The 24,805-nt window shown below is 68.6% G+C and carries 25 protein-coding genes, 1 tRNA gene and 1 other RNA gene; 16 read left to right on the top strand and 11 right to left on the bottom strand.

Translation table 11 applies throughout. The annotated features are described in order from the left end of the window. The first annotated feature begins 82 nt into the window (after positions 1 to 82). The 3 genes from BKA24_RS08640 to BKA24_RS08630 are packed head-to-tail and all read left to right on the top strand — an operon-like array spanning position 83 to position 4,486. Positions 83 to 487 carry a hypothetical protein gene (locus BKA24_RS08640; protein WP_184217117.1) on the top strand — a complete coding sequence of 135 codons (405 nt, stop codon included), beginning with the start codon at positions 83 to 85 and terminating at the stop codon, positions 485 to 487. Then, on the top strand, positions 480 to 1,466 hold the full coding sequence (locus BKA24_RS08635; RefSeq protein WP_184217115.1) for a hypothetical protein: 987 nt from the start codon (positions 480 to 482) through the stop codon (positions 1,464 to 1,466). Before BKA24_RS08640 ends, BKA24_RS08635 begins: the two co-directional genes overlap by 8 nt. Further along, positions 1,463 to 4,486 carry a hypothetical protein gene (locus BKA24_RS08630; RefSeq protein ID WP_184217113.1) on the top strand — a complete coding sequence of 1,008 codons (3,024 nt, stop codon included), beginning with the start codon at positions 1,463 to 1,465 and terminating at the stop codon, positions 4,484 to 4,486. The genes BKA24_RS08635 and BKA24_RS08630 overlap by 4 nt, the downstream gene beginning before the upstream one ends. Here the strand turns inward: BKA24_RS08630 and BKA24_RS08625 are convergent. Beyond that, positions 4,483 to 4,785: a hypothetical protein gene (locus BKA24_RS08625; RefSeq protein ID WP_184217111.1), complete on the bottom strand. Its 303-nt coding sequence runs from the start codon at positions 4,783 to 4,785 to the stop codon at positions 4,483 to 4,485. The genes BKA24_RS08630 and BKA24_RS08625 overlap by 4 nt on opposite strands. Positions 4,786 to 4,904: 119 nt before the next feature. On the opposite strand from BKA24_RS08625, the gene BKA24_RS08620 reads away from it, so the two are divergent. Genes BKA24_RS08620 through BKA24_RS08610 form a run of 3 tightly spaced genes read left to right on the top strand, consistent with a single transcriptional unit; the run spans position 4,905 to position 7,824 of the window. Further along, the gene (locus tag BKA24_RS08620; RefSeq protein ID WP_184217109.1) at positions 4,905 to 5,828 is read left to right on the top strand and encodes an immunoglobulin domain-containing protein; all 924 of its coding nucleotides are present in this window, start codon (positions 4,905 to 4,907) and stop codon (positions 5,826 to 5,828) included. Between the two features lie 2 nt (positions 5,829 to 5,830). Next, positions 5,831 to 6,325, top strand: a complete 495-nt coding sequence (locus BKA24_RS08615) for a hypothetical protein (RefSeq protein ID WP_184217106.1) — start codon at positions 5,831 to 5,833, stop codon at positions 6,323 to 6,325. Then, entirely contained in the window at positions 6,322 to 7,824 is a 1,503-nt protein-coding gene (locus BKA24_RS08610; protein WP_184217104.1) for an Ig domain-containing protein, read from the top strand. The genes BKA24_RS08615 and BKA24_RS08610 overlap by 4 nt, the downstream gene beginning before the upstream one ends. A gap of 250 nt (positions 7,825 to 8,074) precedes the next feature. Here the strand turns inward: BKA24_RS08610 and BKA24_RS08605 are convergent. Then, positions 8,075 to 8,150 (bottom strand) — tRNA-Lys (locus BKA24_RS08605). A 93-nt stretch (positions 8,151 to 8,243) separates the two neighbouring features. On the opposite strand from BKA24_RS08605, the gene BKA24_RS08600 reads away from it, so the two are divergent. Further along, a complete protein-coding gene (locus tag BKA24_RS08600) occupies positions 8,244 to 9,077 on the top strand; it encodes an inositol monophosphatase family protein (protein WP_184217094.1) in 834 nt (277 codons plus the stop codon). A gap of 4 nt (positions 9,078 to 9,081) precedes the next feature. After that, complete coding sequence (locus tag BKA24_RS08595; RefSeq protein WP_184217092.1) at positions 9,082 to 9,642, top strand: hypothetical protein; 561 nt, start codon at positions 9,082 to 9,084, stop codon at positions 9,640 to 9,642. 76 nt (positions 9,643 to 9,718) lie between these two features. Here the strand turns inward: BKA24_RS08595 and ssrA are convergent. Then, positions 9,719 to 10,091: a transfer-messenger RNA gene (ssrA, locus tag BKA24_RS08590) on the bottom strand. 117 nt (positions 10,092 to 10,208) lie between these two features. Continuing rightward, the gene (locus tag BKA24_RS08585; protein WP_184217090.1) at positions 10,209 to 10,622 is read right to left on the bottom strand and encodes an NUDIX domain-containing protein; all 414 of its coding nucleotides are present in this window, start codon (positions 10,620 to 10,622) and stop codon (positions 10,209 to 10,211) included. 42 nt (positions 10,623 to 10,664) lie between these two features. Here BKA24_RS08585 and BKA24_RS08580 point away from each other — a divergent pair, with 42 nt between their 5' ends. From BKA24_RS08580 to BKA24_RS08570, 3 genes are read left to right on the top strand one after another with little or no spacing between them, the layout of a single operon-like run. Beyond that, complete coding sequence (locus BKA24_RS08580; protein WP_184217088.1) at positions 10,665 to 12,146, top strand: SDR family NAD(P)-dependent oxidoreductase; 1,482 nt, start codon at positions 10,665 to 10,667, stop codon at positions 12,144 to 12,146. After that, positions 12,143 to 12,361: a putative acetyltransferase gene (locus tag BKA24_RS08575; protein ID WP_343066041.1), complete on the top strand. Its 219-nt coding sequence runs from the start codon at positions 12,143 to 12,145 to the stop codon at positions 12,359 to 12,361. Before BKA24_RS08580 ends, BKA24_RS08575 begins: the two co-directional genes overlap by 4 nt. 9 nt (positions 12,362 to 12,370) lie before the next feature. Next, complete coding sequence (locus BKA24_RS08570) at positions 12,371 to 13,030, top strand: SIMPL domain-containing protein (RefSeq protein ID WP_184217076.1); 660 nt, start codon at positions 12,371 to 12,373, stop codon at positions 13,028 to 13,030. Here the strand turns inward: BKA24_RS08570 and smpB are convergent, their stop codons facing one another. The 4 genes from smpB to prfB all read right to left on the bottom strand — a co-directional run bounded on the left by smpB (position 13,031) and on the right by prfB (position 16,789). Further along, a complete protein-coding gene (smpB, locus tag BKA24_RS08565) occupies positions 13,031 to 13,507 on the bottom strand; it encodes an SsrA-binding protein SmpB (RefSeq protein ID WP_184217074.1) in 477 nt (158 codons plus the stop codon). 95 nt (positions 13,508 to 13,602) lie between these two features. Continuing rightward, positions 13,603 to 14,517: a permease-like cell division protein FtsX gene (gene ftsX, locus BKA24_RS08560; protein WP_184217064.1), complete on the bottom strand. Its 915-nt coding sequence runs from the start codon at positions 14,515 to 14,517 to the stop codon at positions 13,603 to 13,605. Then, the gene (ftsE, locus tag BKA24_RS08555) at positions 14,514 to 15,614 is read right to left on the bottom strand and encodes a cell division ATP-binding protein FtsE (protein WP_184217062.1); all 1,101 of its coding nucleotides are present in this window, start codon (positions 15,612 to 15,614) and stop codon (positions 14,514 to 14,516) included. Before ftsE ends, ftsX begins: the two co-directional genes overlap by 4 nt. 62 nt (positions 15,615 to 15,676) lie before the next feature. Then, a complete protein-coding gene (prfB, locus tag BKA24_RS08550) occupies positions 15,677 to 16,789 on the bottom strand; it encodes a peptide chain release factor 2 (protein WP_184217060.1) in 1,113 nt (370 codons plus the stop codon). 26 nt (positions 16,790 to 16,815) lie between these two features. On the opposite strand from prfB, the gene BKA24_RS08545 reads away from it, so the two are divergent. The 5 genes from BKA24_RS08545 to opgC all read left to right on the top strand — a co-directional run bounded on the left by BKA24_RS08545 (position 16,816) and on the right by opgC (position 23,414). Then, complete coding sequence (locus BKA24_RS08545; protein ID WP_184220638.1) at positions 16,816 to 18,090, top strand: MFS transporter; 1,275 nt, start codon at positions 16,816 to 16,818, stop codon at positions 18,088 to 18,090. Positions 18,091 to 18,190: 100 nt separating this feature from the next. Next, entirely contained in the window at positions 18,191 to 20,197 is a 2,007-nt protein-coding gene (locus tag BKA24_RS08540) for a glycosyltransferase family 2 protein (RefSeq protein WP_184217057.1), read from the top strand. A 1-nt stretch (position 20,198) separates the two neighbouring features. Continuing rightward, positions 20,199 to 20,531, top strand: coding sequence for an STAS domain-containing protein (locus BKA24_RS08535; protein WP_184217055.1), 333 nt, complete (start codon positions 20,199 to 20,201; stop codon positions 20,529 to 20,531). Beyond that, positions 20,524 to 20,943 carry an ATP-binding protein gene (locus BKA24_RS08530; RefSeq protein WP_184217053.1) on the top strand — a complete coding sequence of 140 codons (420 nt, stop codon included), beginning with the start codon at positions 20,524 to 20,526 and terminating at the stop codon, positions 20,941 to 20,943. Before BKA24_RS08535 ends, BKA24_RS08530 begins: the two co-directional genes overlap by 8 nt. Then, positions 20,928 to 23,414, top strand: coding sequence for an OpgC domain-containing protein (gene opgC, locus BKA24_RS15785; protein ID WP_184217051.1), 2,487 nt, complete (start codon positions 20,928 to 20,930; stop codon positions 23,412 to 23,414). The genes BKA24_RS08530 and opgC overlap by 16 nt, the downstream gene beginning before the upstream one ends. Positions 23,415 to 23,448: 34 nt before the next feature. Here the strand turns inward: opgC and BKA24_RS08520 are convergent, their stop codons facing one another. From BKA24_RS08520 to BKA24_RS08510, 3 genes are read right to left on the bottom strand one after another with little or no spacing between them, the layout of a single operon-like run. Continuing rightward, positions 23,449 to 23,856: a pilus assembly protein TadG-related protein gene (locus BKA24_RS08520; RefSeq protein WP_184217043.1), complete on the bottom strand. Its 408-nt coding sequence runs from the start codon at positions 23,854 to 23,856 to the stop codon at positions 23,449 to 23,451. Continuing rightward, a complete protein-coding gene (locus BKA24_RS08515; protein WP_184217040.1) occupies positions 23,856 to 24,320 on the bottom strand; it encodes a TadE/TadG family type IV pilus assembly protein in 465 nt (154 codons plus the stop codon). The genes BKA24_RS08520 and BKA24_RS08515 overlap by 1 nt, the downstream gene beginning before the upstream one ends. After that, positions 24,295 to 24,684: a TadE/TadG family type IV pilus assembly protein gene (locus BKA24_RS08510; RefSeq protein WP_184217038.1), complete on the bottom strand. Its 390-nt coding sequence runs from the start codon at positions 24,682 to 24,684 to the stop codon at positions 24,295 to 24,297. Before BKA24_RS08510 ends, BKA24_RS08515 begins: the two co-directional genes overlap by 26 nt. Between the last annotated feature and the right edge of the window lie 121 nt (positions 24,685 to 24,805).

The raw sequence follows: 24,805 nt of genomic DNA, 5'->3' as shown, positions 1-24,805 counted from the left end.
CGGCAGGGCCCCGGTCTTCGGATCGGGGCCTTCGCCGTTCCCAGCGTTTTAGCGCGCAAAACACCCCCTAGACTCCCCGCTCATGAACCCTGGCGTCTACCCGATCTCCGCGGATTCGCCTGTCGGCCGCGTCCGCATCCACGTCGGCGACACCGAGAGCCAGGGCGAGCTCCTCCCGCCCGTCCCCGGGCAGGTCAACTACGCCGTCTGGAGCGATGCCGCGCTCGAGGCGTACCTCACCACCGCCGGCGGCAACGAGCTCCGCGCGGCCGCGCACGCGGTCAACACCCTCGCGATCGCCTACGCGCAGCAGGGCCGCGTCGGCGTCCGCGCAGACGACCTCCAGCTCACCATGCCCGACCGCGGCGCGCCCCTCGCGGAGATCGCGGAGCGCCTTTACCGGTCGGCTGACGCCGCGGATGCCGCGGCCGCCGACGACGTCTTCACCTTCGCCCCCGCACCCAAGAGGCGGTACACCTGTGTCTAACCCGCCCGGAACCCTCCGGTACGGTCGCGTCTACGGCCGCTTCGTCTCCTTCATCGCCGACGGCCCCGACGAGGGCGACGAGCCCGACGAGGTGCCCCTCAACGGCGCCGTCACCCTGACGCCGTCGATCACCGACCTCCGGTGGCCGAGCGCCGACCCGCCGCGCATGGCCGTGATCAAGCAGGCCATCTGCCCGATCATCAACGGCGACATCTACCCGCCGGGGACCACCAAGGAGCAGGCTGGCACCATCCCGCAGGGCGTCTGGATCGTCGCGACCGATCAGCCCGACGGCGAGCCCGACAAGGTGCAGTGGACGGCCTCGTTCCAGCTCCAGGATGTCGCCGTCCAGCCCGCCACGACCCTCTTCGACGTCCCACACCTGGGCGCCGCGAACCTCGCTCTCCTCGTGCCGGCGCAGCCCCACCCGGGCGTCATCAAGGTCGTCTCCAGCGAGGACCGCATGGCCGCCGAGGCCGCGGTCGTCGCGGCGGGTGAGCTGCTCGACGACATGCGCGAGACCCTCACCGCAGCGCCCGCCACCGCCAAGATCGTCGGCGACAACCTCGTCCTCACCACCGTCGGCGGCGTGGATGCCGTTGCCGGCAACGTGCGCGGCCAGAAGGGCGACAAGGGCGACATCGGCGACCTCTCCCCCACTGCCATCGGCGCCCAGTCGGGCTCCGTCGGGATCTCGAGCCTTCCCCTCACCCGCACCTGGCCGCTGAACGGCAACATCACCCTGCAGACGATGCCGTCCTTCTCCTCGAGCATCGCCGGCACTGTCACCCTCATCATCCGCCAGGCCGCGACCGGCGGCCCGTACACGGTGACTTTCCCGAGCAACATCGTCTGGTCTGGACCCCAGGGCGCTCCGGCGCCGGTCATGCCGACGCAGCCGAACGCCGAGATGACCATCCACCTGTTCTGGACCGGCCAGCGCTGGCAGGGCGTCCTCGGCGGGGTGTTCGTCCCGTGACCCGCGAGCTCGTTCGCGACGCGTTCGGCCAGCCCGTCGAGAACCTCTGCACCAACCCCTCCTTCGAGCGCGTCGTGCCGGGGACCACGATCTTCCGCCGCAACCTCGCGATAAACCCAGGATTCAAGCGCGCGGCCACCGGGACGACGGTCGTGCGGCGGAACATCTGGGCGGGCAGTCGGCTCGCGACGACCCTCTCCGGCGGCGCGGTGCTCACCCAGGGCACCACCGTCGACGGGCGCCTCGGCGACACGTTCACGCAGGGCTCCGTCCATGCTCAGGCGATCTACCGACTATTCGTAGCCCTCGCCGAGCTCCGTGACGGGGTGACCTACACGGCCTCCGCGACGATCAAGAACCTCGGCACAGAGGAGGTGCTCGTCACCACGGATTGGTGTGACATCGCGGGCCCCGACGCGTACTGGCGCCTCGCCCCTGGCGAGACCCGCCGCGTCCACGCGACAAGCTCCCGACCCCAGTACGGCACCGTCTACCGCTTCGCTGACTTCCAGGTCCAAACCCTCGGCGGCGCCGTCCACATCAGCGAGCAAATGGTCGAGGCTCGACCCGTACCCCTGCCCTTTTTCGATGGCAACACGCCCAACACGCTCGGCATCGCCTGCTCCTTCGAGGGTGCCGCCAACGCCTCGCCGTCGGTTGCGAAGGCTGCGGCCGTAGAGGTGTGGCGGAACCTGGCGAAGAACCCCTCCCTCGCAGTCAACTCGGCCGGATGGACAGCGGGCACGCCCGCAGGGATCACCGGAACGCGCAATCCGGTCGGACCCTCGGGCCCCACGTGGGACCTAACCCTTCCCGCAACGATCGGCGAGCACCTCCGCGCCGCGTTTGGCCTCGCTGACGAGCCGATCACCGTCAATGCGGGGCAGGTCATCACTGTCGCCCTCGATGTCTATGCACCCAACGCGGCCAATGGCGTATATGTGCAGGTAACCACCCCGACCACCGGCGGCACGACCTACCCCGGAACGCTCGGGGCATCGGTCCCGCAGGGCTGGAGCCGGTATGTCGGAACCTTCACCGTGCCCGCCAACACCACCGGCACGATCGGGCCGAACGCGTTCACCTTCATGGTGCCGCCGGGCCAACTCGTCGCCGGCTCGCAATGGCGAATCACGCGAGCCACGATCGTCCTCGGCCCTCACACCGGCGCCTACTTCGACGGCGACACCACCCCTGACGCCGATCTCGCCCCGGCGTGGCTCGCTACCGCCGGCTCATCACAGGCCGTCCTTCACGGTGTCGAGATCGGCAACGTCCCAGTCCAGCCGACCGCAACGCGCGTCATCAAGAACTGGGCGCGCGGGGGCCTCCGCATCATCCCGACGGGGACCAGCAACTTCTCCTTCGCGCACCTGACGAACCTCGTGCCGAACATGAACGCCCTGCTTGCGCCCGGCACGACCTGGACAATCCTTGCTCGGCTCACCCTGGACGGGCCACTGACTGGCTCGCTCAACGGGAGCGCCCGCAAGATCGCAGTGAACTTCGCCACACCCGGGGGCAACGTATCCTTCGCGTCGGCCGCCACGCTGAATGCAGCGGGCGTCTATCAGGCGCGCCTCACCTTCACCGTGCCAGCCGACCGCACGATGCTCAACTACGCGATCCTCATGCACGGCTCGAGCAACCCGTCGGAGAGCGTCTACTGGAACGACTTCGCCCTCGTCCCGGGCCCCTACGACGGCCCCTACTTCGACGGCGACACCATCGACAACACCGGCATCGCCTATGGCTGGGAGTCGACCGCGCACGGCTCGGCGAGCACCGCGAAGGCAGCCCTCGTCGAGGTGCGGCGAAACCTCATGCTGTACCCCTCCCCGGTCGCAGTCAACGAGACCTACTGGACACAGCGATGGTTCGGCAGCGCCGGCGGAACCGGCACCTCGACGATCGAGTCGGGCGGCTTCGGCGGGCGGCGCTTCTACCGGAAGACGTGGACCAACACCCCCGGCGGCCCGGAGGACACCGGGATCGTCGCGCGCATGAACGGCATGGTCGCGGGCAAGGTCTACACCGTCCTCATGCGTATCCGCGCATCCGCGGCCGTCGCGATCCGAACGCAGACCGGAAACGGCGCCTCGCTACGAGTCGACGCCGCGACCCTCGCGACCGGCGGGACCGTGGTCGGCGTCATCGCCCCGAACAATGCGCCGTACGCTCGGCGCTACTTGGTCCCGGGCGAGTGGACGCTGCTTCGCGCCACGTTCACCATGCCGGAAGGGTATGGCTGGATCAACTTCTTCCCATACATCGGCAACGCCTCGACCGACACGGGACCGAACTGGGCCGCCGGCGACACACTCGATGCCATGGACGCGCTCGTCATCGAGGGCGACTATGCCGGCGAATACTTCGATGGCGACACGTCGCCCGATGCCGACCTCGTCCCGGGCTGGGCTGGTGCCGTGGGCGCCTCGCCGAGCGCCCTGCTCGGCGCACAGGTCGACGGAATCCCGCTGTCGTCAGCGCGCGCCGCAGTCCTGTCAACCGCATGGATGAAGCGGAGTCGCTACAGCGTCCGCATGATTCCTCTGCGCTCCGATATCACCGACAATCACATCGCCATCGGTGGTGACACCGGCGGATTCCGCCTGGGCATGCGACCCGGTGGCACGTACACGGCTCTCGCAACGATGCGACTCGCAGGAGCCCAGACGGGGAACGTCGCCACGAATGCTCGCAGGATCCGACCCATCTACAGGGCCGCCGCCGGCAACTACGTCGAGTTGCCCTCCGCCGCTGCCCCGAATGCGGCGGGGCAGACGACGCTACGCCACACCTTCACGATCCCGGCGGACGCCACCGAAGCGTTCCTGCGAATCCAGATGGGGACGGCCGCCGGCGGCGGCGATATGTGGGTTGACGAGCTCGCCCTCATCGCGGGCGATTACCCCGGCCCGTACATCGACGGCGACATTCCCGGCTGCGTCTGGCGGGGCACCCCGCACGCCTCCTCGAGCATCGGCTACCCCCAGCTCGTGCAGCTCGCGGCGGCCTAGCTCCTGCGGGTGACGGCGTTTCGCCACACCATGACGGAGCGGCGGCCGCCGCGGGCCTCCCACTCGACGCACACGACGCGATCGTTCCAGCCGGTGGCCTCGGCGGCGATACGGGTGGCGGGCGCGTCGGTCCAGGAGATCCACGCCCACACGGGCACGCCAGGGCGCTTCCACTCGATCTCGGCGGGGCCGTAGGCCTGCATCGGGAGAGTGGTGGGCGCGAGGGTGGCGGCGGCTTGGGCGATGCGGGCGTCGTTGAGGCCGTCGTAGTGCGCTTCGTAGCGGCGGTTCTTCGTCACGGGTAGCCGGGATCCTTCCTCCGGCCGAGGATGCCATCGTACGCCGACATCGCGGGAAGGCGGAGCGGCCCCTGGCGCACCTTAGACTCCCCGGTTGACCACCGGAAGGAGAGCGCTGGATGCCTCGTAGAGACCTGATCTCCGTCCGCCGCGGCACGCTCTCGCAGTGGACGGCCGTCAACCCGATCCTCGGCGCGGGCGAAATGGGCCAGATCACCGACGGCGGCCAGAACGCCATCGTCATCGGCAACGGCACCGCGCGCTTCTCCGAGCTCACCCCGGTCGGCGTCGTGAACCCGACCCTCGTGACCAACGCGGCGACCGCGGCCGCGGAGGCAGCCGCCCCTCCCGCGGTGCAGGCAGCGCTCCCGACGGCCGTGCAGGAGTACCTCGCGGCGAACCCCCTCGCGCCGACGTCGGTGTCGATCACGCCCCACCCGACCTTCCCGGGCGTCGTGGAGCTCGTCGCCTCTAGCGCCCCCGTTGTCACGCAGCAGCCTGCCAGTGTCGAGCTCGCCGCCGGCGCGACCGCGACGTTCACCGCGGCCGCCGCCGGCTCGCCCGCCCCGTCGGTGAAGTGGCAGACCTCCGCCGACGGGGTCACCTGGACCGACATCGGCGGCGCGCTCTCCTCGAGCTACACGACCCCCGCCCTCGCGGAGGCTGACACGGGTCGCCGCTACCGCGCCGTATTCTCGAACCCGTCGGGCACCGTGCAGACCTCGGCCGCTCAGGTCACCGTCACCTCGAGCGGCGGAGGCGGCACCGCACCGGTGGTCACGCAGCACCCGAGCGGCGGCACATACGCCGTCGGTACGCAGGTCACCCTCACCGCGGCCGCAACCGGTTCGCCGGCGCCGTCGGTCTACTGGCAGTCGCGCGCCTACCCCAACACGACGTGGAGCACCGAGACCGGCAGCGGCGGCACCTCCTACACCTTCCAATGCGCCGGGACGCCGGTGGAGTACCGGGCCGTCTTCTCCAACGCTTCCGGCACCGCTTACACCGACGCCGCCTACGTCTCCGACGGATCGGAGTTCTGACGATGACCCTCTTCGCCACGGTCGACCCCGCGACTGGAAAGATCGACCGCGCCGTCATCCCCGACGGCATCGGCGGCGGCACACCCGGCGGAGGCTCCGGCGATACCGGCCCCGGCCTCATGTCGTTCTCCTGGTTCCTCAGCGGCCAGGTCACCGTCCGCGACATCGACCCCCGCCAGATCACCCCGCCGTTCGGCACCGTCGAGCTCCTGGGGATGTCCGCGACCGTGCGGGGTATCGCCAACGTTCCCGCCTCCGGTCAGACGACCGTCCGCGCCTACGTCAATGGGTCGACCGCCGGCGACCTCACTCTCCCCGCCCTGGTACAGTCCGCGGCCTTGTGGAAGCAGAATCCGAGCTCGGCTGGCCGGATCTTCGAGTCCGCCCCCGCCCTCCAGCCCTCGGCGGTCCTCTCCCTCGCGATCGCCACCGTCCCCACCTCCAGCGTTCTCCCCGAAGGGATCACGGTCACCATCTGGTATCGGTGGTCGGCATGATCCTCGAGGCTCCTGCGGCGATCACCGCGCGGCCACTCACCCCCGCTGGCGGCGCCGGCGTCGCCTGGATGGTCGTGGATGCCACCCCTGACGGGGCGGTCGCGGCGGATTACAGCTCGATCGTGGCAGCCGGCCTCGAGCTCATACCCCCGTCCATTCGTGAGCCGTTGGAACGCTGGTCGTCTCGCTCGGGTATCACGCGGAAGCTCAACATCGCCGTCGCGAGCAACTCCGACAGCTCCGCCGCCATGGCAGCGCTATTCCGACTCACGGGGTGGTCTATTCCCGACGGCTGGGGCGGGAGGTACGGCGACCGCGCGTTCGTTCAGATCAACCGTCAGAAGTCGACGACGATCCATGAGTACGCCCACCACATCGACTACCTGTGGCGCGTCAGCAACGGCCAGCCCGAGGGTGCGCTCAGGAATGAGGCCGAGTTCACGTCCCTGTTCGCCGTCTCGATGCTGACGATGGAAGAGGCACTCTACGGCCACAACTCGAGCGCTGAATGGATCGCCGAGCTACTCACGAAATCCATCGACATCAACTACAACGGGGCCCGCAGTAATCACCCCAGAATCTTCCTTGGTCTCTGCGGAGACAACACCGCCGTCGCCGGCCACGTGCGCGCGCTGCTGCTTGACATCTTCCCCGACCTCCCAGCCTTCAGTTGGGGCTCGAGCTGGATCGCAAGCCCCCCGGAGCCCTCCATCACCGGCTACCCTCTCGGCGACATCTCCGTAGGCGCCGGGGTCTCGTGCCGCCTCTTCGACGAGTCAGGACTGCCGGTCACGTGGTCGATCAGCGCCGACGCCCTGCCCGCGGGCCTCGAGCTCACTGACGGCATGATCCACGGCAACGCGGTCGCGCCTGGCCCCTACGCGTTCACCGTACGCGTCTCGAGCTCCGGCGGCACGATGGACCGCGCGTTCACCGGGTACGTTTTCGATCCCTCGCGCCCCAAGCCGGTCATCACCACCACCTCCCTCCCCGCGATCATCCGCACCGAGCCCTACAGCTTCCAGCTCCAGGCGACGAGCCCGGACCCGATCACGTGGAGCCTGCCCGACCCGACCCGGCCGCTCCACGCCGGGCTCACGCTCTCGCCGAGCGGTCTCATCTCCGGCACGACCAGCGATGGCACGCCCCGCACCTACAAGGTCCGCGCGAGCAGCTACGGCGGGTACGTCGACCTCACCGTCAATGCGAACGTGACAGCTCGCATCGCATTCACGACCAAGCAGCTCCCCGCCCTCAAGGTCGGATCGTCGGTCGGTCGCATCGCGATCGACGGGACAGGCGCCAATCTCGAGGAGAAGGGGCTCGTTGCTGGCGCGCTCCCTTCGGGGCTGCAGTTCGAGTTCGGCGACCCGTCACTACCCACCTTCGCCCTCTTCGGCATCCCGAATGCGGCCGGCCCCTACAGCTTCACCCTCCGCATGGCGAACGAGTACACCTCGGCTGAGCAGACCTTCACCGGCACCGTGTCGCCGGCCTGAGTTAGCCTGGGATCCGTTTCAGGCAAGGGACGGGGGCAAGGGCACCGGCACGCACCGCCGGTGCCCTTCTTCGTGCCCGCGAGACCCCTCCGCTATGGCACGTAGAAGGCACGACGCCGCACAAAGTGGCACGCCAACGCTCTGCACTATGGCACGTAGATGGCACGCGGCTCCCCCGCCGTGCCATAGTGCGTGCCCTCAGAAGGCCCCCGGAACGCGAAAAAGGCCCGGATTTCCGGGCCTTTCTCTGTGGTGCACCCCCAGGGACTTGAACCCTGAACCCACTGATTAAGAGTCAGTTGCTCTGCCGATTGAGCTAGAGGTGCGTGATTCGGAATGTTCCGAACCGAGGGTCAACACTAGCATCACGATCGCACACCGCGCCAATCGAGCCACCTCGGCGCCCGTATCCTGGAGAGGTGACATCCCCGACCACTCCGCAGTCCTGGACCGCGCCGTTCGACGGTGATCTGACATCCGACCTGAGGCTGGCGCTGCAGATCGCCGACGCGGCCGACGGCGTCTCCATGGCGCGCTTCGATGCCGCAGACCTCGACGTCCGGACGAAGGCCGACGCATCGCACGTCACGGAGGCCGATCTGGCCACCGAGCGCGTGATTCGCGAGATCCTCGCTGCGGAGCGGCCCGAGGACGCGGTCTTCGGCGAGGAGTTCGGAGTCACCGGTCACGCGCGCCGCCAGTGGATCATCGACCCGATCGACGGGACCGCGAACTATCTGAAGGGCATCCCGATGTGGGCGACGCTGATCGCCCTCGCCATCGACGGCGTCCCCCGCGTGGGAGTGGTCAGCCAACCCGGCATCGGACGGCGGTGGTGGGGTGCCTCAGGCCTCGGCGCGTGGACGAACGCGACCGACGGATCGCCGCGCCGATTGGCCGTCTCGGATGTGGCATCCGTCTCGGAGGCGAGCATCAGCTTCCAGAGCATCCAGCAGTGGCAGGATGCCGGCCGTCTCGATGCCCTGCTCGATCTGTCCCGTCGCGTGTGGCGCGACCGCGGGTACGGGGATGCCTGGCCGTACATGCTCCTCGCAGAAGGACGCCTCGAGTTCGTCTCCGAGTTCGACGTCAAGGAATACGACATCGCGGCGCATGTGCCCATCGTCCTCGAAGCGGGCGGCCGCTTCACCGATGCAGACGGCGCTGAGTCCGTTGGCACGCGTTCGTCGCTCGCCACCAACGGCATCCTGCACGATGATTTCCTCGCACTCGTGCGCGGAACCGGCGCCTGAGACGATGACACGCCGCCCTCGCGCCCTCGCCGCCGTTGGCGTCGCCTTCACCCTCGCTCTGGCGGGTTGCACGGGCACACCCGCGCCCGCCCCGAAACCGGGTTCCTCCGAGGGCGCGCAGCCGCAGGCGGAGAGCCCGACACCTTCCGCGACGGTCGATCCTGCTGACGTGACGTGCGAGAACATGCTCAGCGAGGACACCGTCGCCGAATTCACCGACAACGACTGGTCGGTGCGGGAGGACCCGTTCGTCATCCTCGACCTCGAACTCCCCGACGGGACCTCGTGCACGTGGGGCGACTTCTCCTCCCCGACGAGCGATGATCTGGTCCTCTTCGGCTGGGCGCCCATCGACGCCGACGACGCAGCGAGCATCCAGGATGCGCTCGTCGCCGAGGGCTGGCTGCGCGAGGACGACGCCGCAGGTGCGCTGGTCACCGAGGACCCCGCGCTCGCGCTCCGCCTCGACGCGGACGGCTACGGGATGACCTACCGCTTCGGGGACGGCTGGGTGACCGTGTCCGACACCAAGCAGGGACTCGACCTCATCGACGTCCGTCCCTGATCTCGCCAGGACAAACGAAAGCCCCTCGACGCCGTCGGTGAACGGTGTCGAGGGGCTTCCTCGTCGCGACAACGGTTCGTGGAGATGGGGGGAATCGAACCCCCGTCCATCGCTGAGAGACGGCGTCTTCTCCGGGCGCAGTCTGTAAAAGGCGTTCTGCTCGGCCCCGACATTCAGTACAGACACATAAGTCGACGGGCCCAGCCTGAAGAAAGTCCCGCGTGACGCTCAGGCGACGTCACGCAGCAAGATCCCTTAGATGACGCCAAGGACCGTGACGGGATCAGTCACGGATTGACGGACTCGGGCTCGCTGCTCAGGCAGCGAGGGCGAAGTCGGACTGCTTCTTTTCGGCAGTTATTGGTTCGCAGAGATCGTTAACGAGATAACCCTGCATCCTCGGCCCGCTTCCCGCAGAGTCACAGGCGATGTCGAAACCGATCATCCCCGTAACGCCTGGCGGCGTGTGGACCGTTGTCGCACTGTGGAATTGTCACCCGAATGCCGAAGCACCCGAGCATCACAGCTTACAACGGATGCCGCACCGTCGCCATTCCCGCCGAACCTCAGGCGGGCAGGAAGTACTCCGCCGCCAGCGGTGCGACCTCCACGGTCGCGGCATCCGATCGCGACACCCAGCGAAGCTCGGCGATCTCGGCCGACGCGACAGGCGTCTGCCCACCGATGTCGACGCGGAACACGTCTGCCTCGACGACGAAGCCCGGCTCGTTCGCCGCGCTCGCGCGGAACTCTCCCAGCGGCTCGACCGCGCTCGCCGCCACCTTGAGTCCGAGCTCTTCCGTGAGTTCCCGCACCAGGGTCTCCGCGGGCGTCTCCCCCGGCTCGGGCTTGCCACCGGGCTGCATGAAGGCCGTGGTGCCGGCTTTCCGCACCAGGAGCAGGCGACCGTCCGCATCGACGATGACCGCAGCGGACACGCGGATGCGGGCGGTCACGGGTGCGGCGTCCGGGCTGGTCACCCCCGCACGCTAACAGGTGCGCGTCCCGGCGTAGAATCTCGTGTGCCCGAGAACGAGTCCACCCCCACCGCCGACGCTCCCAGCGGCATCGACCCCGCCGACCTCGCAACGACGCTCCGGGTCTTGGACGCGCTGGCAGACGTCGACCAGACGCACCCCGACTACGTCACCGTCCGCCGCGCGACCGCGGCGATGTTCAAGGCGACGAAGAAGGTCCGTCGTCGCGAGATCCGCGACGCGATCGCGGCGGCAGACCGTGCCGTCGTCCACTCCACCGCCACCGGGGCGCCCGACCGCATCGACGACGAGACACGCGGCATCCCGATCAGCACCCGGACGACGACCCCTTCCGCCGGAACACTCCGCAAGGCCCGCGGCTGCTACATCTGCAAAAAGCCCTACACCGTCGTCGACGCGTTCTACCACCAGCTCTGCCCCGAGTGTGCGGCGATGAGCCATGACAAGCGGGACGCCCGCACCGACCTCACCGGCAAGCGCGCGCTGCTCACCGGCGGACGCGCCAAGATCGGCATGTACATCGCTCTCCGGCTCCTCCGCGACGGTGCGCACACCACGATCACCACCCGCTTCCCCCGCGATGCGGTGCGCCGGTTCAGCAGCCTGCCCGATGCGTCGGACTGGATCCACCGGTTGAAGGTGATCGGAATCGATCTTCGCGATCCCGCACAGGTCGTGGGGCTCGCCGACGACGTCGCCGCAGCGGGGCCGCTCGACATCCTGATCAACAACGCCACGCAGACGGTCCGCCGCTCCCCCGGCGCGTATCAGCCGCTGGTGGATGCGGAGCTGTCCCCGCTTCCCGATGGACCGCTCCCGGAGCTGGTGACGTTCGGGCACACGAACGACCAGCACCCCCAGGCCCTGGAGCGCTCCGTCACCGCGCATCCGATCCTCGCCGCTGCGGCATCCCGTGCGGAGGAGCTCACCGAGCAGGCGATGGCGGCGGGGTCGAGTTCGCTGGAGCGTCTCGCAGCAGGAACCGCCATCGACGCCGGCGGCCTCATCCCCGACCTCGACCACAGCAACTCCTGGGTGCAGCGCGTAGAGGAGGTCGATCCGCTCGAGATGCTCGAGGTGCAGCTGGCCAACACGACGGCCCCCTTCCTCCTCGTGTCGAAGCTTCGTCCGTCCCTCGCCGCCAGCTCCGCGAGGCGGACCTACATCGTGAACGTCAGCGCCATGGAAGGCGTGTTCAACCGCGGGTACAAGGGCCCCGGCCACCCGCACACCAACATGGCGAAGGCCGCCGTGAACATGCTCACCCGCACGAGCGCGCGGGAGATGTTCGAGACGGACGGCATCCTCATGACGAGCGTCGACACCGGGTGGATCACGGATGAGCGCCCCCACCCGACGAAGGTTCGCCTCGCCGAGGAGGGGTTCCATGCTCCGCTGGACCTCGTCGACGGCGCGGCGCGCGTCTACGATCCGATCGTGCGTGGCGAAGCGGGTGAGGACCTCTTCGGAGTGTTCCTGAAGGACTACGCGCCGGGCCAGTGGTGAGAGACCTGCCGCTCCCCGGGCGACGGGTCGTCGTGCGGTATCTCCTCCCGTCGGGTCAGGCGACCGACGCGCTCGGCGAGCTGCTCTCCGCTGATGACGACGTCATCGTGGTGGCCGGAAAGCGTGGCGAGGAGCGGATCCCCCGCGGTGCCGTCATCGCCGCCAAGGAGGTTCCGCCGCCGCCGGCGCCGCGGCCGCGTCGCACTGCGCCGTAGAGTCGTCGCATGAGCGAGCTGATCGTAACCGTGCGAGGGACGAGCGAATCGCGCATCGCACCGGAGCGGGCCACCGTGCGGGTGGCCGCCGAGACCGACGGTGGCGACCGCGCCGCCGTGATCGCCGACGTTCACCGGGCCGTGGAGCCGCTGCGCGCTTCGCTCGCCGACCTCCAAGCGCGCGGCGCCGTCGAGACCTGGTCGAACCCTCGCGTGTCGATCTGGGCCGAGCGTCCGTGGAACGATGCGGGAGCGCAACTCGAGCCGGTGCACCACGCCAGCCTCGTCCTGACCGCGGTCTTCGCCGATCTCGAGGCGGTGTCCGGCTGGCTCGACGACGTCTCGGCTGGGCCCTCCGTCCGCATCGACGGCATCGACTGGCACCTCACGCCCACGACCGCGCGTCGGCTCGAGCGGGAGACCGCGGCCGCGGCGGTCGGCGACGCCGTCGAACGCGCCACGGCGCACGCGGGCGCGATCGGCCGCACGAAGCTCGAGCCCCTCGACGTCGCTGACGCCGGCCTGCTCTCGCCCGCACCTGAGCCGGCCGCCGAGCGCGCAGCGCTGAAGGGCATGATGATGGATGCCGCCGGCTCCCCCGGCTTCGCCGTCACGCCCGCGGACGTCGTGGTCACCGCCGCGGTGGATGCGCGCTTCAGAGCGAGCTGATCACTCGCCGAGACGGTTGCGGCTGCGCATCGCGCGCTCAGCCTCGCGCTTGTCCTCGCGCTCACGGATGGTCTGACGCTTCTCGAACTCGCGCTTGCCCTTCGCGACCGCGATCTCGACCTTCGCCCTGCCGTCCGAGAAGTACAGCTTCATCGGGATGAGCGTGTACCCGCCCGCCGAGACGGCGTGCGAGAGCTTCACGATCTCGTCCTTGTGCAGCAGGAGCTTGCGCGTGCGCTTCGCGGCGTGATTGGTCCAGTGCCCCTGGGAGTACTCCGGGATATGCACGGCGTCGAGGAAGGCCTGGCCGCCGTCGATGAAGGCGTAACCGTCGGTCAGGTTGGCGCGCCCCTGTCGGAGCGACTTCACCTCCGTGCCGGTGAGCACCAGCCCTGCCTCGTACGTCTTCTCGATGGCGTAGTCGTGACGCGCACGACGATTGGTCGCGATGACCTGCTCGCCGCGTTCCCGGACCATGATGACTCCTCCCGCGCGCTCCCGCGCGTCCCGACGCGACCCTCGCGCGACCGGCCTGCCAGTCTAGCCCAGGCGAACGCTCGGACGTACGGCGCTCAGGCGCGGAGCCACCGACGGATGGCGAAACTCGCGGACGCCGCTGCCAGCACGAGTCCGAGCACGACGATCACGGGAACGACGAGCGCGGCATCCGCCATCCCCACCCAGGTGGTGACGAAGTCCACTTGACCGCGGAGGTACCCGTTCACCCCGAATTGGAGTCCGAGGATGATGGCGACACTCGCGAGCGCCGAGCCCACCAGGGCCGCGAAGACACCCTCGAGGATGAACGGCGTCTGGATGAAGCGGTTCGACGCACCCACCAGCCGCATGATCCCGAGTTCCTTCCGCCGGGCGTATGCGGACAGACGGATGGTGGTGGAGATCAGCAGGACCGCGGCGACCAGCATGAGGCCCGCGATACCCACCGCGATGTAGGTGGCGACATTCAGCGCGGAGAAGAGCGGGTCGAGGTACTGCATCTGGTCGGTCACCTCCTCGACCCCGTCCATCCCGGTGAAGGCCTCCGAGATGACATCGGTCTGCGTCGGGTCGGTGAGATTCACCCAGTATGTCTCGTTCAGCTGCGCCGGCGTGATGAACGCCTCGTAGTCGTCGCCCATGAGCTCCAGGACGTTCGCGTACGCGGTGTCGCGGTCCTCGAACCGCACCCCCCGGACGACGTCGCTGAGCGCAGGGCTGTCGAGCTTCTCCTTGACCGCCGCGAGCTGCTCCTCTGTGGCGACACCGTCACTGCAGGTCGTCTGCGTCGAACCCTCGCGGCACATGAAGACGGCGACCTGGGCACGGTCGACCCAGTAGTCGGACATCTTGCCGATCTGCACCTGCATCAGGATGGCGGCCCCGACGAAGGTCAGCGACACGAAGGTGACCAGCACGACGGAGACGACCATCGAGGCGTTCCGGCGGAGTCCGCTGAAGGCCTCGCCGAGGACCAGTCCCACTCTCATGCGGTCGGCCCCACTTCCTCGTCGTCCCGCTTGCCGAGCCCCAGCCGATCCGCCACACCCAGTCCGTCGATCGAGGCGAGGTCAATCTCCGGGGAGTCGATCGGCGTCGACCGCGTCCCGGTGTCCGGCTCTGCGCGGCTCGCGGCAGACACCTCCGGCTCAGCGGGCTCGACTTCGGCCGGAGCCGGCACGAAGGTCTCGTCGACGGGCGCGGGCGCGACCACCGGCACCGCCGGGAGCACCGTGTCGGGCTCCGGGGCCGGCGGGGTCGGAGCGGCATCCACCCACGATTGCTCGGCGTCGGCAGACGATCCGTTCGAGGCGATCTGCTTCTGGAGTTCGAGGACGGCCGTCAGCGCCGCGGTCGCCGCCGCGCCCTTCACCGTCTCGGGAGCCAGCGTGGGAAGGCCCGACGTGTCGCCGTACCCGCCGTGACGCTCGTCGCGCATGATCACACCGCCGCTGAGCTCGATGACGCGGCGCTGCATCTGGTCGACGAAACCCGCCTCGTGCGTGGCCATGACCACCGTCGTGCCGCCCGCGTTGATGCGGGCCAGCAGCTGCATGATGTCGATCGAGGTCGCGGGGTCGAGGTTGCCGGTCGGCTCGTCGGCCAGCAGGATCTGCGGCCGGTTCACGATCGCGCGGGCGATCGCGACACGCTGCTGCTCACCGCCGGAGAGCTCGTGCGGCAGACGCTTCTCCTTACCCTCGAGCCCGACGAGCGCCAGCGCCTCGGGGACGGACTGCTGAATGAACGCACGGCTCGAACCGATGACCTGGAGAGTGAAGGCGACGTTCTGGAAGACGGTCTTCCCCGGCAGCAGCCGGAAGTCCTGGAAGACCGACCCGATGTGGCGTCGGAAGTACGGCACTTTCCGCGTCGTCAGGCTCCGCAGGTCGCGGCCGAGAACCACGACGCGCCCCTCCGACGGGGTGTCCTCCCGCAGGATCAGGCGCAGACACGAGGACTTGCCCGAACCGGAGGCGCCCACAAGGAAGACGAACTCCCCGCGCTGCACGTCGAACTCGACCTCGCTGAGCGCCGGCTTGTTCGTCCCTCGGTACCGCTTACTGACGTTCTCGAACCGGATCATGACCTGACGAGCATAAGCGCGCGGGTCGTGGCAGCCGTCAGCGACACTCCCCGCACCGCGGGTCAGTCGTCGTCGTCCTTGCGCTTGCGCCAGCGGATGCCCGCGGCGATGAAGCCGTCGAGGTCACCGTCGAAGACGACCGTGGGGTTGCCCACCTCGTGGCCGGTCCGGAGGTCCTTGACCAGCTGCTGGCCGTACAGGAAGTAGGAGCGCATCTGGTCGCCCCAGCTGGCGGTGATCGTGCCGGCGAGTTCTTTCTTCTTCGCGGCCTCTTCTTCCTTCTGGAGGAGCATGAGCCGCGTCTGCAGGACGCGCATGGCGGCGGCGCGGTTCTGGATCTGGCTCTTCTCGTTCTGCATCGACACGACGATGCCGGTCGGAAGGTGCGTGAGCCGCACGGCTGAGTCGGTCGTGTTGACCGACTGACCGCCGGGACCGGACGAACGGAAGACGTCGACGCGGAGGTCACCCTCGGGAATGTCGACCTCCTGGGCCTCCTCCATCACCGGGATGACCTCGACGGCGGCGAAGCTCGTCTGCCGCTTATCGGCGGAGCCGAAGGGACTGATGCGCGCGAGGCGGTGCGTACCCGCTTCGACTGACAGGGTGCCGTACGCGTAGGGGGCGTCGACCTCGAAGGTCGCCGACTTGATGCCCGCGCCTTCCGCATAGGACGTGTCGAGCACCTTCACCGAGTACTTGTGGCGTTCGGCCCAGCGCAGGTACATGCGCATGAGCATCTCGGCGAAGTCGGTGGCGTCGTCGCCGCCGGCACCGGAGCGGATGGTGACGACCGCGCCCCGGTCGTCGTACTCGCCGTCGAGGAGGGTCTGCACCTCGAGCTGACTGATGACCTTCTCGAGGTCGACGATCTCGCGGCGCGCCTCGTCTGCGGCATCCTCGTCGTCCATCTCGTGGGCGAGCTCGACCATGACGTCGAGGTCATCGAGGCGCTGCTCGATCTCGGTCACGCGCTTGAGCTCTGCCTGGCGGTGGCTGAGCGCGCTGGTGACCTTCTGCGCCTTCTCGACGTCGTCCCAGAGGTCGGGCGCGCCCGCCTCTTCGGACAGTCGTGCGATCTCGGTGTGCAAGGCGTCGACGTCGACGACCGCCTTGATCTCACCGAAGGTGGAACGGAGGGCCTGGATGTCGGCAGACGGATCGAATTCGAGCATGACACTCCAGAGTAACGTGGATGCCGATGTCCGACCGCCCCGACTCCCCCACCGCCCGGGAAGTCCTCTGGCGATTCGGTCCCATGGTGTACGCACCGACCGTCCTGTTCGCGATCGGCGAGGGGTCGGTGATCCCGCTCATTCCGATCATCGCCGGTGGTCTCGGCGCTGACGTGGCGCTCTCGGCCCTCATCGCGTCGCTGCTCGTGATCGGGCAGCTGATCGGCAACATTCCCGCCGGGTGGGCGGTCGCGCGCTTCGGCGAGCGGCCCACGATGATCGCCGCGGGGAGCCTTGCGCTCGTGACCGCGGTGACCGCGGCGCTCATTCCGGCACTGTTCGCCTTCGCGGCCGCTGTCTTTCTCATCGGCTTCTGTGCGGCGGCGTTCGGGCTCGCGCGCCATTCCTTCATGACGACACGGGTTCCCCTCGTCTTCCGCGCCAGGGCCCTGTCGCTCCTGGGCGGCACCTTCCGCTTCGGGATGTTCACCGGGCCGTTCATCGCCGCCGCCCTGATCGGCCTGTTCAGCGAGGAACGGTCGACGATCTGGTTCTTCGCCGTGTGCCTGGTCGCGCTCATCGTCCTCGTGAGCTTCGGCCCCGACCCCGAACGGCAGTTCGCGGCGGAGGCCCCGCGCCCTCGCGATGTGGAGGATTCCGGTGAACCGGTGTCGGGCTCGATCCCCGTCGTCGAACGTCGTGGTGTCTTCCGCACGATGTGGCGACATCGCCGCGTTCTGTCGCGCGTCGGACTCGCGGCGGCGTGTCTGTCGGCCGTGCGATCGGCGCGACAAGTGGTGCTGCCGCTGTGGGGCGTCTCGATCGGCCTCGATGCCCAGTCGATAGCCCTCGTCGTCGGCATCTCGGGCGCGATCGACTTCGCCCTCTTCTACGCGAGCGGTCAGGTGATGGACCGCTTCGGGCGCCTGTGGGCGGCACTGCCGGCGATGATCCTGATGGGCGGCGGCTTCCTCGCCCTGTCGGTGACGCACGCCGGCTCCGCCGCCGCGATGTGGTTCGCGATGTTCGCGGCGGTGCTCGGCGTCGGAAACGGTCTTTCCAGCGGCATCCTCATGACCATCGGCGCCGACCTCGCGCCGGCCGACGATCCCGCACCGTTCCTCGGGTCATGGCGCACGTTGACGGATGCCGGTGGCGCCACCACCCCGCTGCTGGTGTCCCTCCTGACCGCCGCCTTCTCCCTTCCGGTCGCCGCCGCGGCTGTCGGGCTCGTCGGCGTCCTCGGCGCGGGGGCCTTCCTGCGCTGGCTCCCGAAGTTCGTCCCCCACTCACGCGCCTGAGACATCCAGCCGACGCATAGCGAAGCCGCGACACGCTCGCAACCGCCTCCCGAGTCGTTCCGTCGGATGACAGGCTGACCGAGCGACCGAAGGGAAACTGATGGTTGTCGAGACGACACTCCAGCGCGACGGAACCCGCCGCGAAAACGAGCGACTCGCCCAGGCGGCGACTCGGCGGCTTGCGCTGGTCCGCGTGATCGTGCTCCTGTCCGCCATCTCGGGTATCAACTACGTGACCTGGCGCTGGCTCGCCTCGGTGAACTGGGAAGCCTGGTGGATCGCGGTGCCCCTGGTCCTCGCCGAGACCTACAGTCTGATCGACTCGCTGATCTTCGCCCTGGGCGCCTGGCGGCTCCGCGAACGCCACGATTCACCGAAACTCACGCGTGAGGTGACCGTCGACGTCCTCATCGCCACGTACAACGAGCCGCTCGACCTCGTCATGAAGACGGCACGTGCGGCCAAGGCCATCACCTACCCGCACGAGACGTGGATCCTCGACGACGGCGACCGCGAAGAGCTACGCGCTCTCGCCGAGGCGGAGGGAATCGGCGTGATCACACGTTCGCAGGCTTGGCGCGACCGTCCTCGTCATGCCAAGGCCGGCAACCTCAACAACGCGCTGATGGTCACGGAGGGCGAATTTTTCCTCATCCTCGACGCCGATCAGGTGCCCTCCCCCCACATCCTCGACCGCACGCTCGGCTGGTTCGAAGACGAGCGTGTCGCCCTCGTCCAGACGCCGCAGTGGTTTGTCAACGTGCCCGTCTCCGATCCCTTGGGCAGCCAGGCTCCGCTGTTCTACGGACCCATCCAACAGTCGAAGGACGGCTGGAACGCTGCCTTCTTCTGCGGCTCGAACGCCATCCTCCGGCGGGAGGCGCTGATGCAGCTCGGGGTGTCGCGCTACGTCGACGAGGTGACCCTGGCCGTCAATCGCGGCGTTCGGTCCTCTCGACGCGTGCTCTCCCGCGCGCGGCGCGACCACGGAGCCGACCCCCGCATCGCCGCGGCGCTCGATACGGTCGCCGAGGCGCTCGATCAGGTCAAGGTGGAGATCGCCCGCGGTGACGCTCTCGCCGATGTCACGTTCGCCTTCCACGCGCGCATCGACCGGGTGCGCCGGGAGCTCAGCGATCAGGACATCACCGACCTCCACGCCGAGCTCCGCGGGCTGGCCGACGTGACCGCGGACGCTGCGTCGTTGGCCGCGATCGACGAGGTCACCCTCGACTCGCTCGGAGACCGGTCGCTGTCTCCGCTGGCGGCGCTGGAGTCCATCTCGCTCCTCGTCTCGTCGTTCGATGTCGGACGCGACGAAGAGGCGCAGGCGGTCATGCCCCTGGCGACCATCTCGGTCACCGAGGACATGGCGACGTCGATGCGCCTGCACGGGCTCGGCTGGCGGTCGGTGTACCACGACGAGGTGCTCGCGAAGGGTCTCGCGCCCGAGGACCTCTCAACGATGCTCACGCAGCGCCTCCGCTGGGCACAGGGCACCATGCAGGTGATGTTCCGCGAGAACCCGCTCGTGCAGAAAGGCCTCGGGTGGGGGCAGCGCATCATGTACTTCGGCACGATGTGGAGCTACCTCGCCGGCTTCGCGGCCCTCGTGTACGTCGCCGCCCCCATCCTGTACCTGACCTTCGGGGTCATGCCCGTCCAGGCCTGGAGCGTGGACTTCTTCGTCCGCTTCATCCCGTTCTTCGTGCTCAATCAGATCCTGTTCCTGGTCGTCGCCAAGGGCAGACCCACCTGGCGCGGCGCGCAATACTCACTGGCCCTGTTCCCCGTGTGGATCGCGGCGGTCAAGACCGCGTTCGACAACGTCTATCTGGGGCGCCCTCTCGACTTCTCTGTGACACCGAAGACGCGGGTCGCCGAGGGTCGACCTCGGTGGGACCTCGTGCGTCCGCAGCTGATCGTCATCGGCGCGCTCATCCTCTCGCTCGTGGCGGTGTCCATCCGCTACGCCGTCGGACAGGCCGAGGGGATCGCTCCACTGATCAACATCGCGTGGGTCCTCTACGACCTCGCCGTCTTCAGCATCATCATCCGCGCCGCTCTCTACTCACCGGACAAGCACCCCGAACTCAAGGAGTCCTGACATGCAGCTCGACATCGATTCCCGCGACGGCGGACTTCTCATTACCCCGCAGGGCCGACTGACGATGGTGTCGGCGCGTTCCTTCAAAGAGCAGGTCGCCGAGAAGATCCAGAGCAGCAGCGGGTCCGTCACCGTCATCGACCTGTCCCAGGTCGAGTTCATCGATTCGTCCGGGCTCGGCGCGCTCGTGGCCTGCCTGAAGACTGCGCGCCAGGGCGGCGGCGACCTGAGGCTCGCCGCACCCAGCGAGCAGGTCACGATGATCCTCGCGATGACGAACCTCGATCGGGTGCTGCGCCCCCGCGCGACGGTGGCGGAGGCGTTCGGTGACTGACGGCATCCACCGCAGTCTCGTCGCGGAGGTGGCCGTCGAGAGTCTCGACCGGGTTCTCGACGAGCTGGCCGCCTTCTGGTCCGAGGCCGGAGACACGGACGCCCGTGTCCGCTTCGCGTTCGAGACCGCGGTAGCCGAGATCGCAGGCAACGTGATCGAGCACACCGTCGCCGCCGGCAGTGCGAGCGGACGTCACTTCACGCTGGACCTCCGAGCGGATGCCACGCTGCTCACCGCCGTCTTCCGCGACGACGGCCTTCCCGCCGAAGTCGATCTGAGCGCGATCACGATGGCGACGGCGGACGACGAGAGCGGGCGTGGCCTCGCCCTCGCTCTCGCCGCCGTCGACCGACTGGACTACCGGTACACGGACGGCCGCAACGTGTGGACCCTGGAGTGCCGACGCTCGTGACGCGTGCGATCACCCGCCTCCTCATCGCCACCGCGCTCGCGGTGGGGCTGGGCGCAGCCGCGGTCGCGCCGGCGTCAGCGCTGACTCAGGACGAGGGCGACGTGTGGTTCGGTCCCGAGCTGGACTGGGCGGCCGATTCACCCGACGGGTACGAGGACCGTCTCGGGCAGACGCCGGCGACTTACGCGATCCGACTCCCCTACCCGTTGGATGCCGATGGGCGCGACGCCTGGCAGCGGGCGGCGACGGATGTCGCCGCCCAGGGCAGCGTGCTCGTCCTCACCGTCGAGCCGCGCGTGTCGCTCGAAGACGTCACGTCGAGCGACGCGGTCGCCTTCAACGACGCGCTGGAGGAGCTGCACACCCAGTACGGCACCCATCACCTGATCCGCTTCGCCCCCGAGATGAACGGGTCGTGGACGACCTGGGGGCAGCAGCCGACGGCGTTCATCGATGCCTTCGAAGCAGTCGCCGATGTCGTCCACGGAGGCGACTCGGGCGCCGAGATGGTGTGGGCGCCGTCGTACGGTTCGGGTTACCCGTTCGAACGGGCCGACGGACGCCTGAATGACCTCACTCCGACCGATCTCCGACTGCTCGACACCGATTCGGATGGCATGCTCACCGAGTCGGACGACCCCTACGGTCCGTATTTCCCGAAGGAGTCCGCTGTCGATCGTGTCGGACTCACCATGTTCTATTTCGCGAAGGGCGAGGCCGGCGCTTCCGCCGGGCGAGACGTGCCGCTCGAGGTGAACAGTGCGCCGGAGCCCGGCGAGTTCGCGAGCCGCCTCGCCGAGCGGTGGGGGTACACGACCGCGCAGGGCGACAGCTTCTACGAGCGCTTTGTCGTGGATGCCGGATTCCCGTTCGCCCTCGACACCGGAGCGCTGTACGACTTCGCCCTCGAGGGCGACAGCGAGACAGCCGTCAAGCAGGGGTGGTGGCGCCAGGTGCTGGCCGAGCTCCCCGACCACCCCGGGATCGACTCGATCACCTGGGTCGAGGCGGAGCGCGAGGAAGCCGAAGCGGGAACGGCCGAGGTCGATTGGCGCGCCACGGCATCCGCCGATCTGGCGAAGCGCCTGAGCGACGACCTCAACGCGACCGGCGTGATCCGCTGGGGCCCGGTCACCGAGGTCGTGACCGAGGAGCAGGGCGCGGCCGCGACGGTCCAGGTGCGCGAGGGCGGCGACGAGATCCAGTGGATCACCGGGAGCGCCGCGGTGCTGGCGCTTGCCTTCCTCGCGTCGGGTGTCATCGGACGCACCCTGCCGCGCTGGCGGTACACCGACGAGTCGTCCTCCAGGGATCTGCGCATCGACATGATCCGCGGCTTCGTGATCATCGTGGTCGTCGTCACGCACATCGAGGTGACGAGTCCGTATTCGTTCGCGGCGTTGAATGTGATCGGTGCGATCACGGGCGCCGAGCTGTTCGTGCTGCTGAGCGGGATCGTGCTCGGGATGGTCTTCTGGCCGGCGGTCAGACGCGTCGGCGAGTGGGCGGCGGCGAAGGCGGCCTGGGCGCGTGCACGGAAGCAGTACCTCGTCGCCCTGGCGGTGATCCTGCTGATCTTCTTCCTCAGCTTCGTGCCGTTCATCGACGCGAGCGCCGTGATGACGTTCACCGATCGTGGCACCGGGGAGGCGGGAGAATCGTCGACAGGGCGCGTCTACAACCTCTATCCCAACGCCGACAGACTCCTGGACTATCCGCCGCCGTGGTACGCGGTCCGGCAGCTGCTCCTGCTGGAGATGGGCCCGTGGCCGTTCAACATCATGGGCCTGTTCGTCGTGCTCAGCCTCGCCTATCCGGCCCTCATGTGGCTGATCAAGCGCCGGCTGTGGTGGGTCGTCCTGCTCGGCAGCTGGGCGACGTACGCGGTACACGACCTCTTCCCCGACTATGCGCCCGTCTCCTCGCAGTTCAACGCCGTCTTCCCGCTGCTCGCGTGGCAGGTGCTGTTCACACACGGTCTCGTGATCGGGTACTACCGTCGCCAGATCATCGGCGCGCTGACGACGCCGATCGGAAAGGTGCTCGCCGGCGCGTTCGTCGTCGGTTACGCCGGATTCCTCGTCTACCTGTGGGCTGGAGACACCTATGGCTTCACGCCAGCACCGTTCTCCCCGGACCTGTACGGCAGCCTTTACGACTCGGGATACCAGCGCATCGACCTCGACTGGGGCCGTCTCCTGGATCTACCGCTCGTCCTGATCTGCAGCTACGCAGTGCTGACCGTGGCGTGGAAGCCGTTGAACGCGGTGATGGGGTGGCTGTGGGTGCCGTTGGGTCAGGCGAGTCTGTACGTCTTCATCGTGCACGTGTTCTTCGTCCTGGCGGTCGCGAACATCCCGGGGCTCGATCGCACGAGCCTGTGGCAGGGAACGATCATCCACACGGTCGTGATCGCCCTGCTGTTCCTGATGGTGAAGAAGAAGGTGCTGTTCTCCGTGATCCCTCGGTGACGGATGCCGCGAACATCGGACTCAGTCGGTGGGATCACCGCAGGGCCGTCCGGCTGGTGGCCGTCGCCTCCAGCCGGACCCCGTCGGGAACGAACATCGCCGCGATCGGCGGGCTCCACCTCGTCGTCACGGTGACGCGGGCAGACCGGCCGTCTGGAGTGTCGGCCGCCACCACCGCCATGTCGCCGTATGCCGCCGTGATCGAGACGGCCTGCTCGTGCACGCCGTCTCGGGTCAGTTCGGCAACCGGCTCCCCGCCGGCCGCCGACAGCGTGAATCCGTCCGCGCCGGCGAGGGCTGCGGCATCCGCGACGGCCTGCGTCCGCTTCTGTGCGAGGTACAGGCTGGTGGCGTCGACGCACACGAGAATGAGCGCGATCGCGAGCATCGCGTACCCGATCGTCAGCAGCAGGACGCTACCCTCATCGTCATCCCTGCGCATCAGGGCTCACCCCAGTACCGGGAGACCTTCTGCACCGACGTCGACTCGACCTCGACCCGCGCCGATTCGTTCAGGCCCAGCACCGGCGGCACCAGGGGCAGGGCGACCCGTGCACCCACCGTCACACGCAGCGTCTCCCCCGCCGCCGGGCACTCCGGCGCGTCTCCGACACACGACACCGACACCGACACGGCCGCAGGGTCCAGCCCGTACTCGGCGACCAGCGCGTCGAGGACCCGCTCCGATCTCGCGTCCGCAGAGCCCGCACTCTCCGACGTGGCCACTGTCCGGGCGAGGTGACGCGCGGTCGTCTCCACTCCCAGCGCCTGCCCCTGGATCGTGCCCAGGGCGACGATCAGGTAGACGAGCGGGACGAGGAGGATGACGCCCCCGACGATGAACTCGAGCGCACTCGAGCCGTCCTCGTCTCGGGCGAGGTCAGTCCAAGCTCTCCGCAGGCGCATGGACGGTCACCTCCCACCCCTGCGACACCCCGAGCAGACCCACGAGGGGGAGCCGCGTGATGACCGTGACCTCGATGGTCTCGTGTCCGAGAGCGGTCGATTCGCGCGCAGTGGCGCCGTCGACGAAGTCGCCGCCCACAGCGCCGGCGATCACGGCCTCCGCCCGGGTGGCGCCTTCCGCCGTCTCCACGTCGGCGAGGGCGGCGTGATAGGCACCCTCCACGGCGGCGTCGTGCACGACGTTCCGGACGTAGACCGCCAAACCCAGCTGCAGGACACCGAGCGTCAGAGCCGTGAGGAGCACCCCGACGAGCACGAACTCGACCGGAGTCGAGCCGCGATCGTCGGCGAGCAACCCGCGCATGGCTCTCAGAAGCTCGAGACCTGGTCGATCGCCTGCTGGAACAGCTGTGCCAACGCGGGACCGGCGAGGGCCCAGATGACCACGACGAGGCCTGCCGTCATGAGTGTGAGTGGTGTTCGAT

Origin of the sequence: Microbacterium marinum (assembly GCF_014204835.1) — a bacterium.
Lineage (GTDB): Bacteria > Actinomycetota > Actinomycetes > Actinomycetales > Microbacteriaceae > Microbacterium > Microbacterium marinum.
Note: the sequence above shows the minus strand (reverse complement) of the source record. Positions and strands in the feature narration are given on the sequence as shown.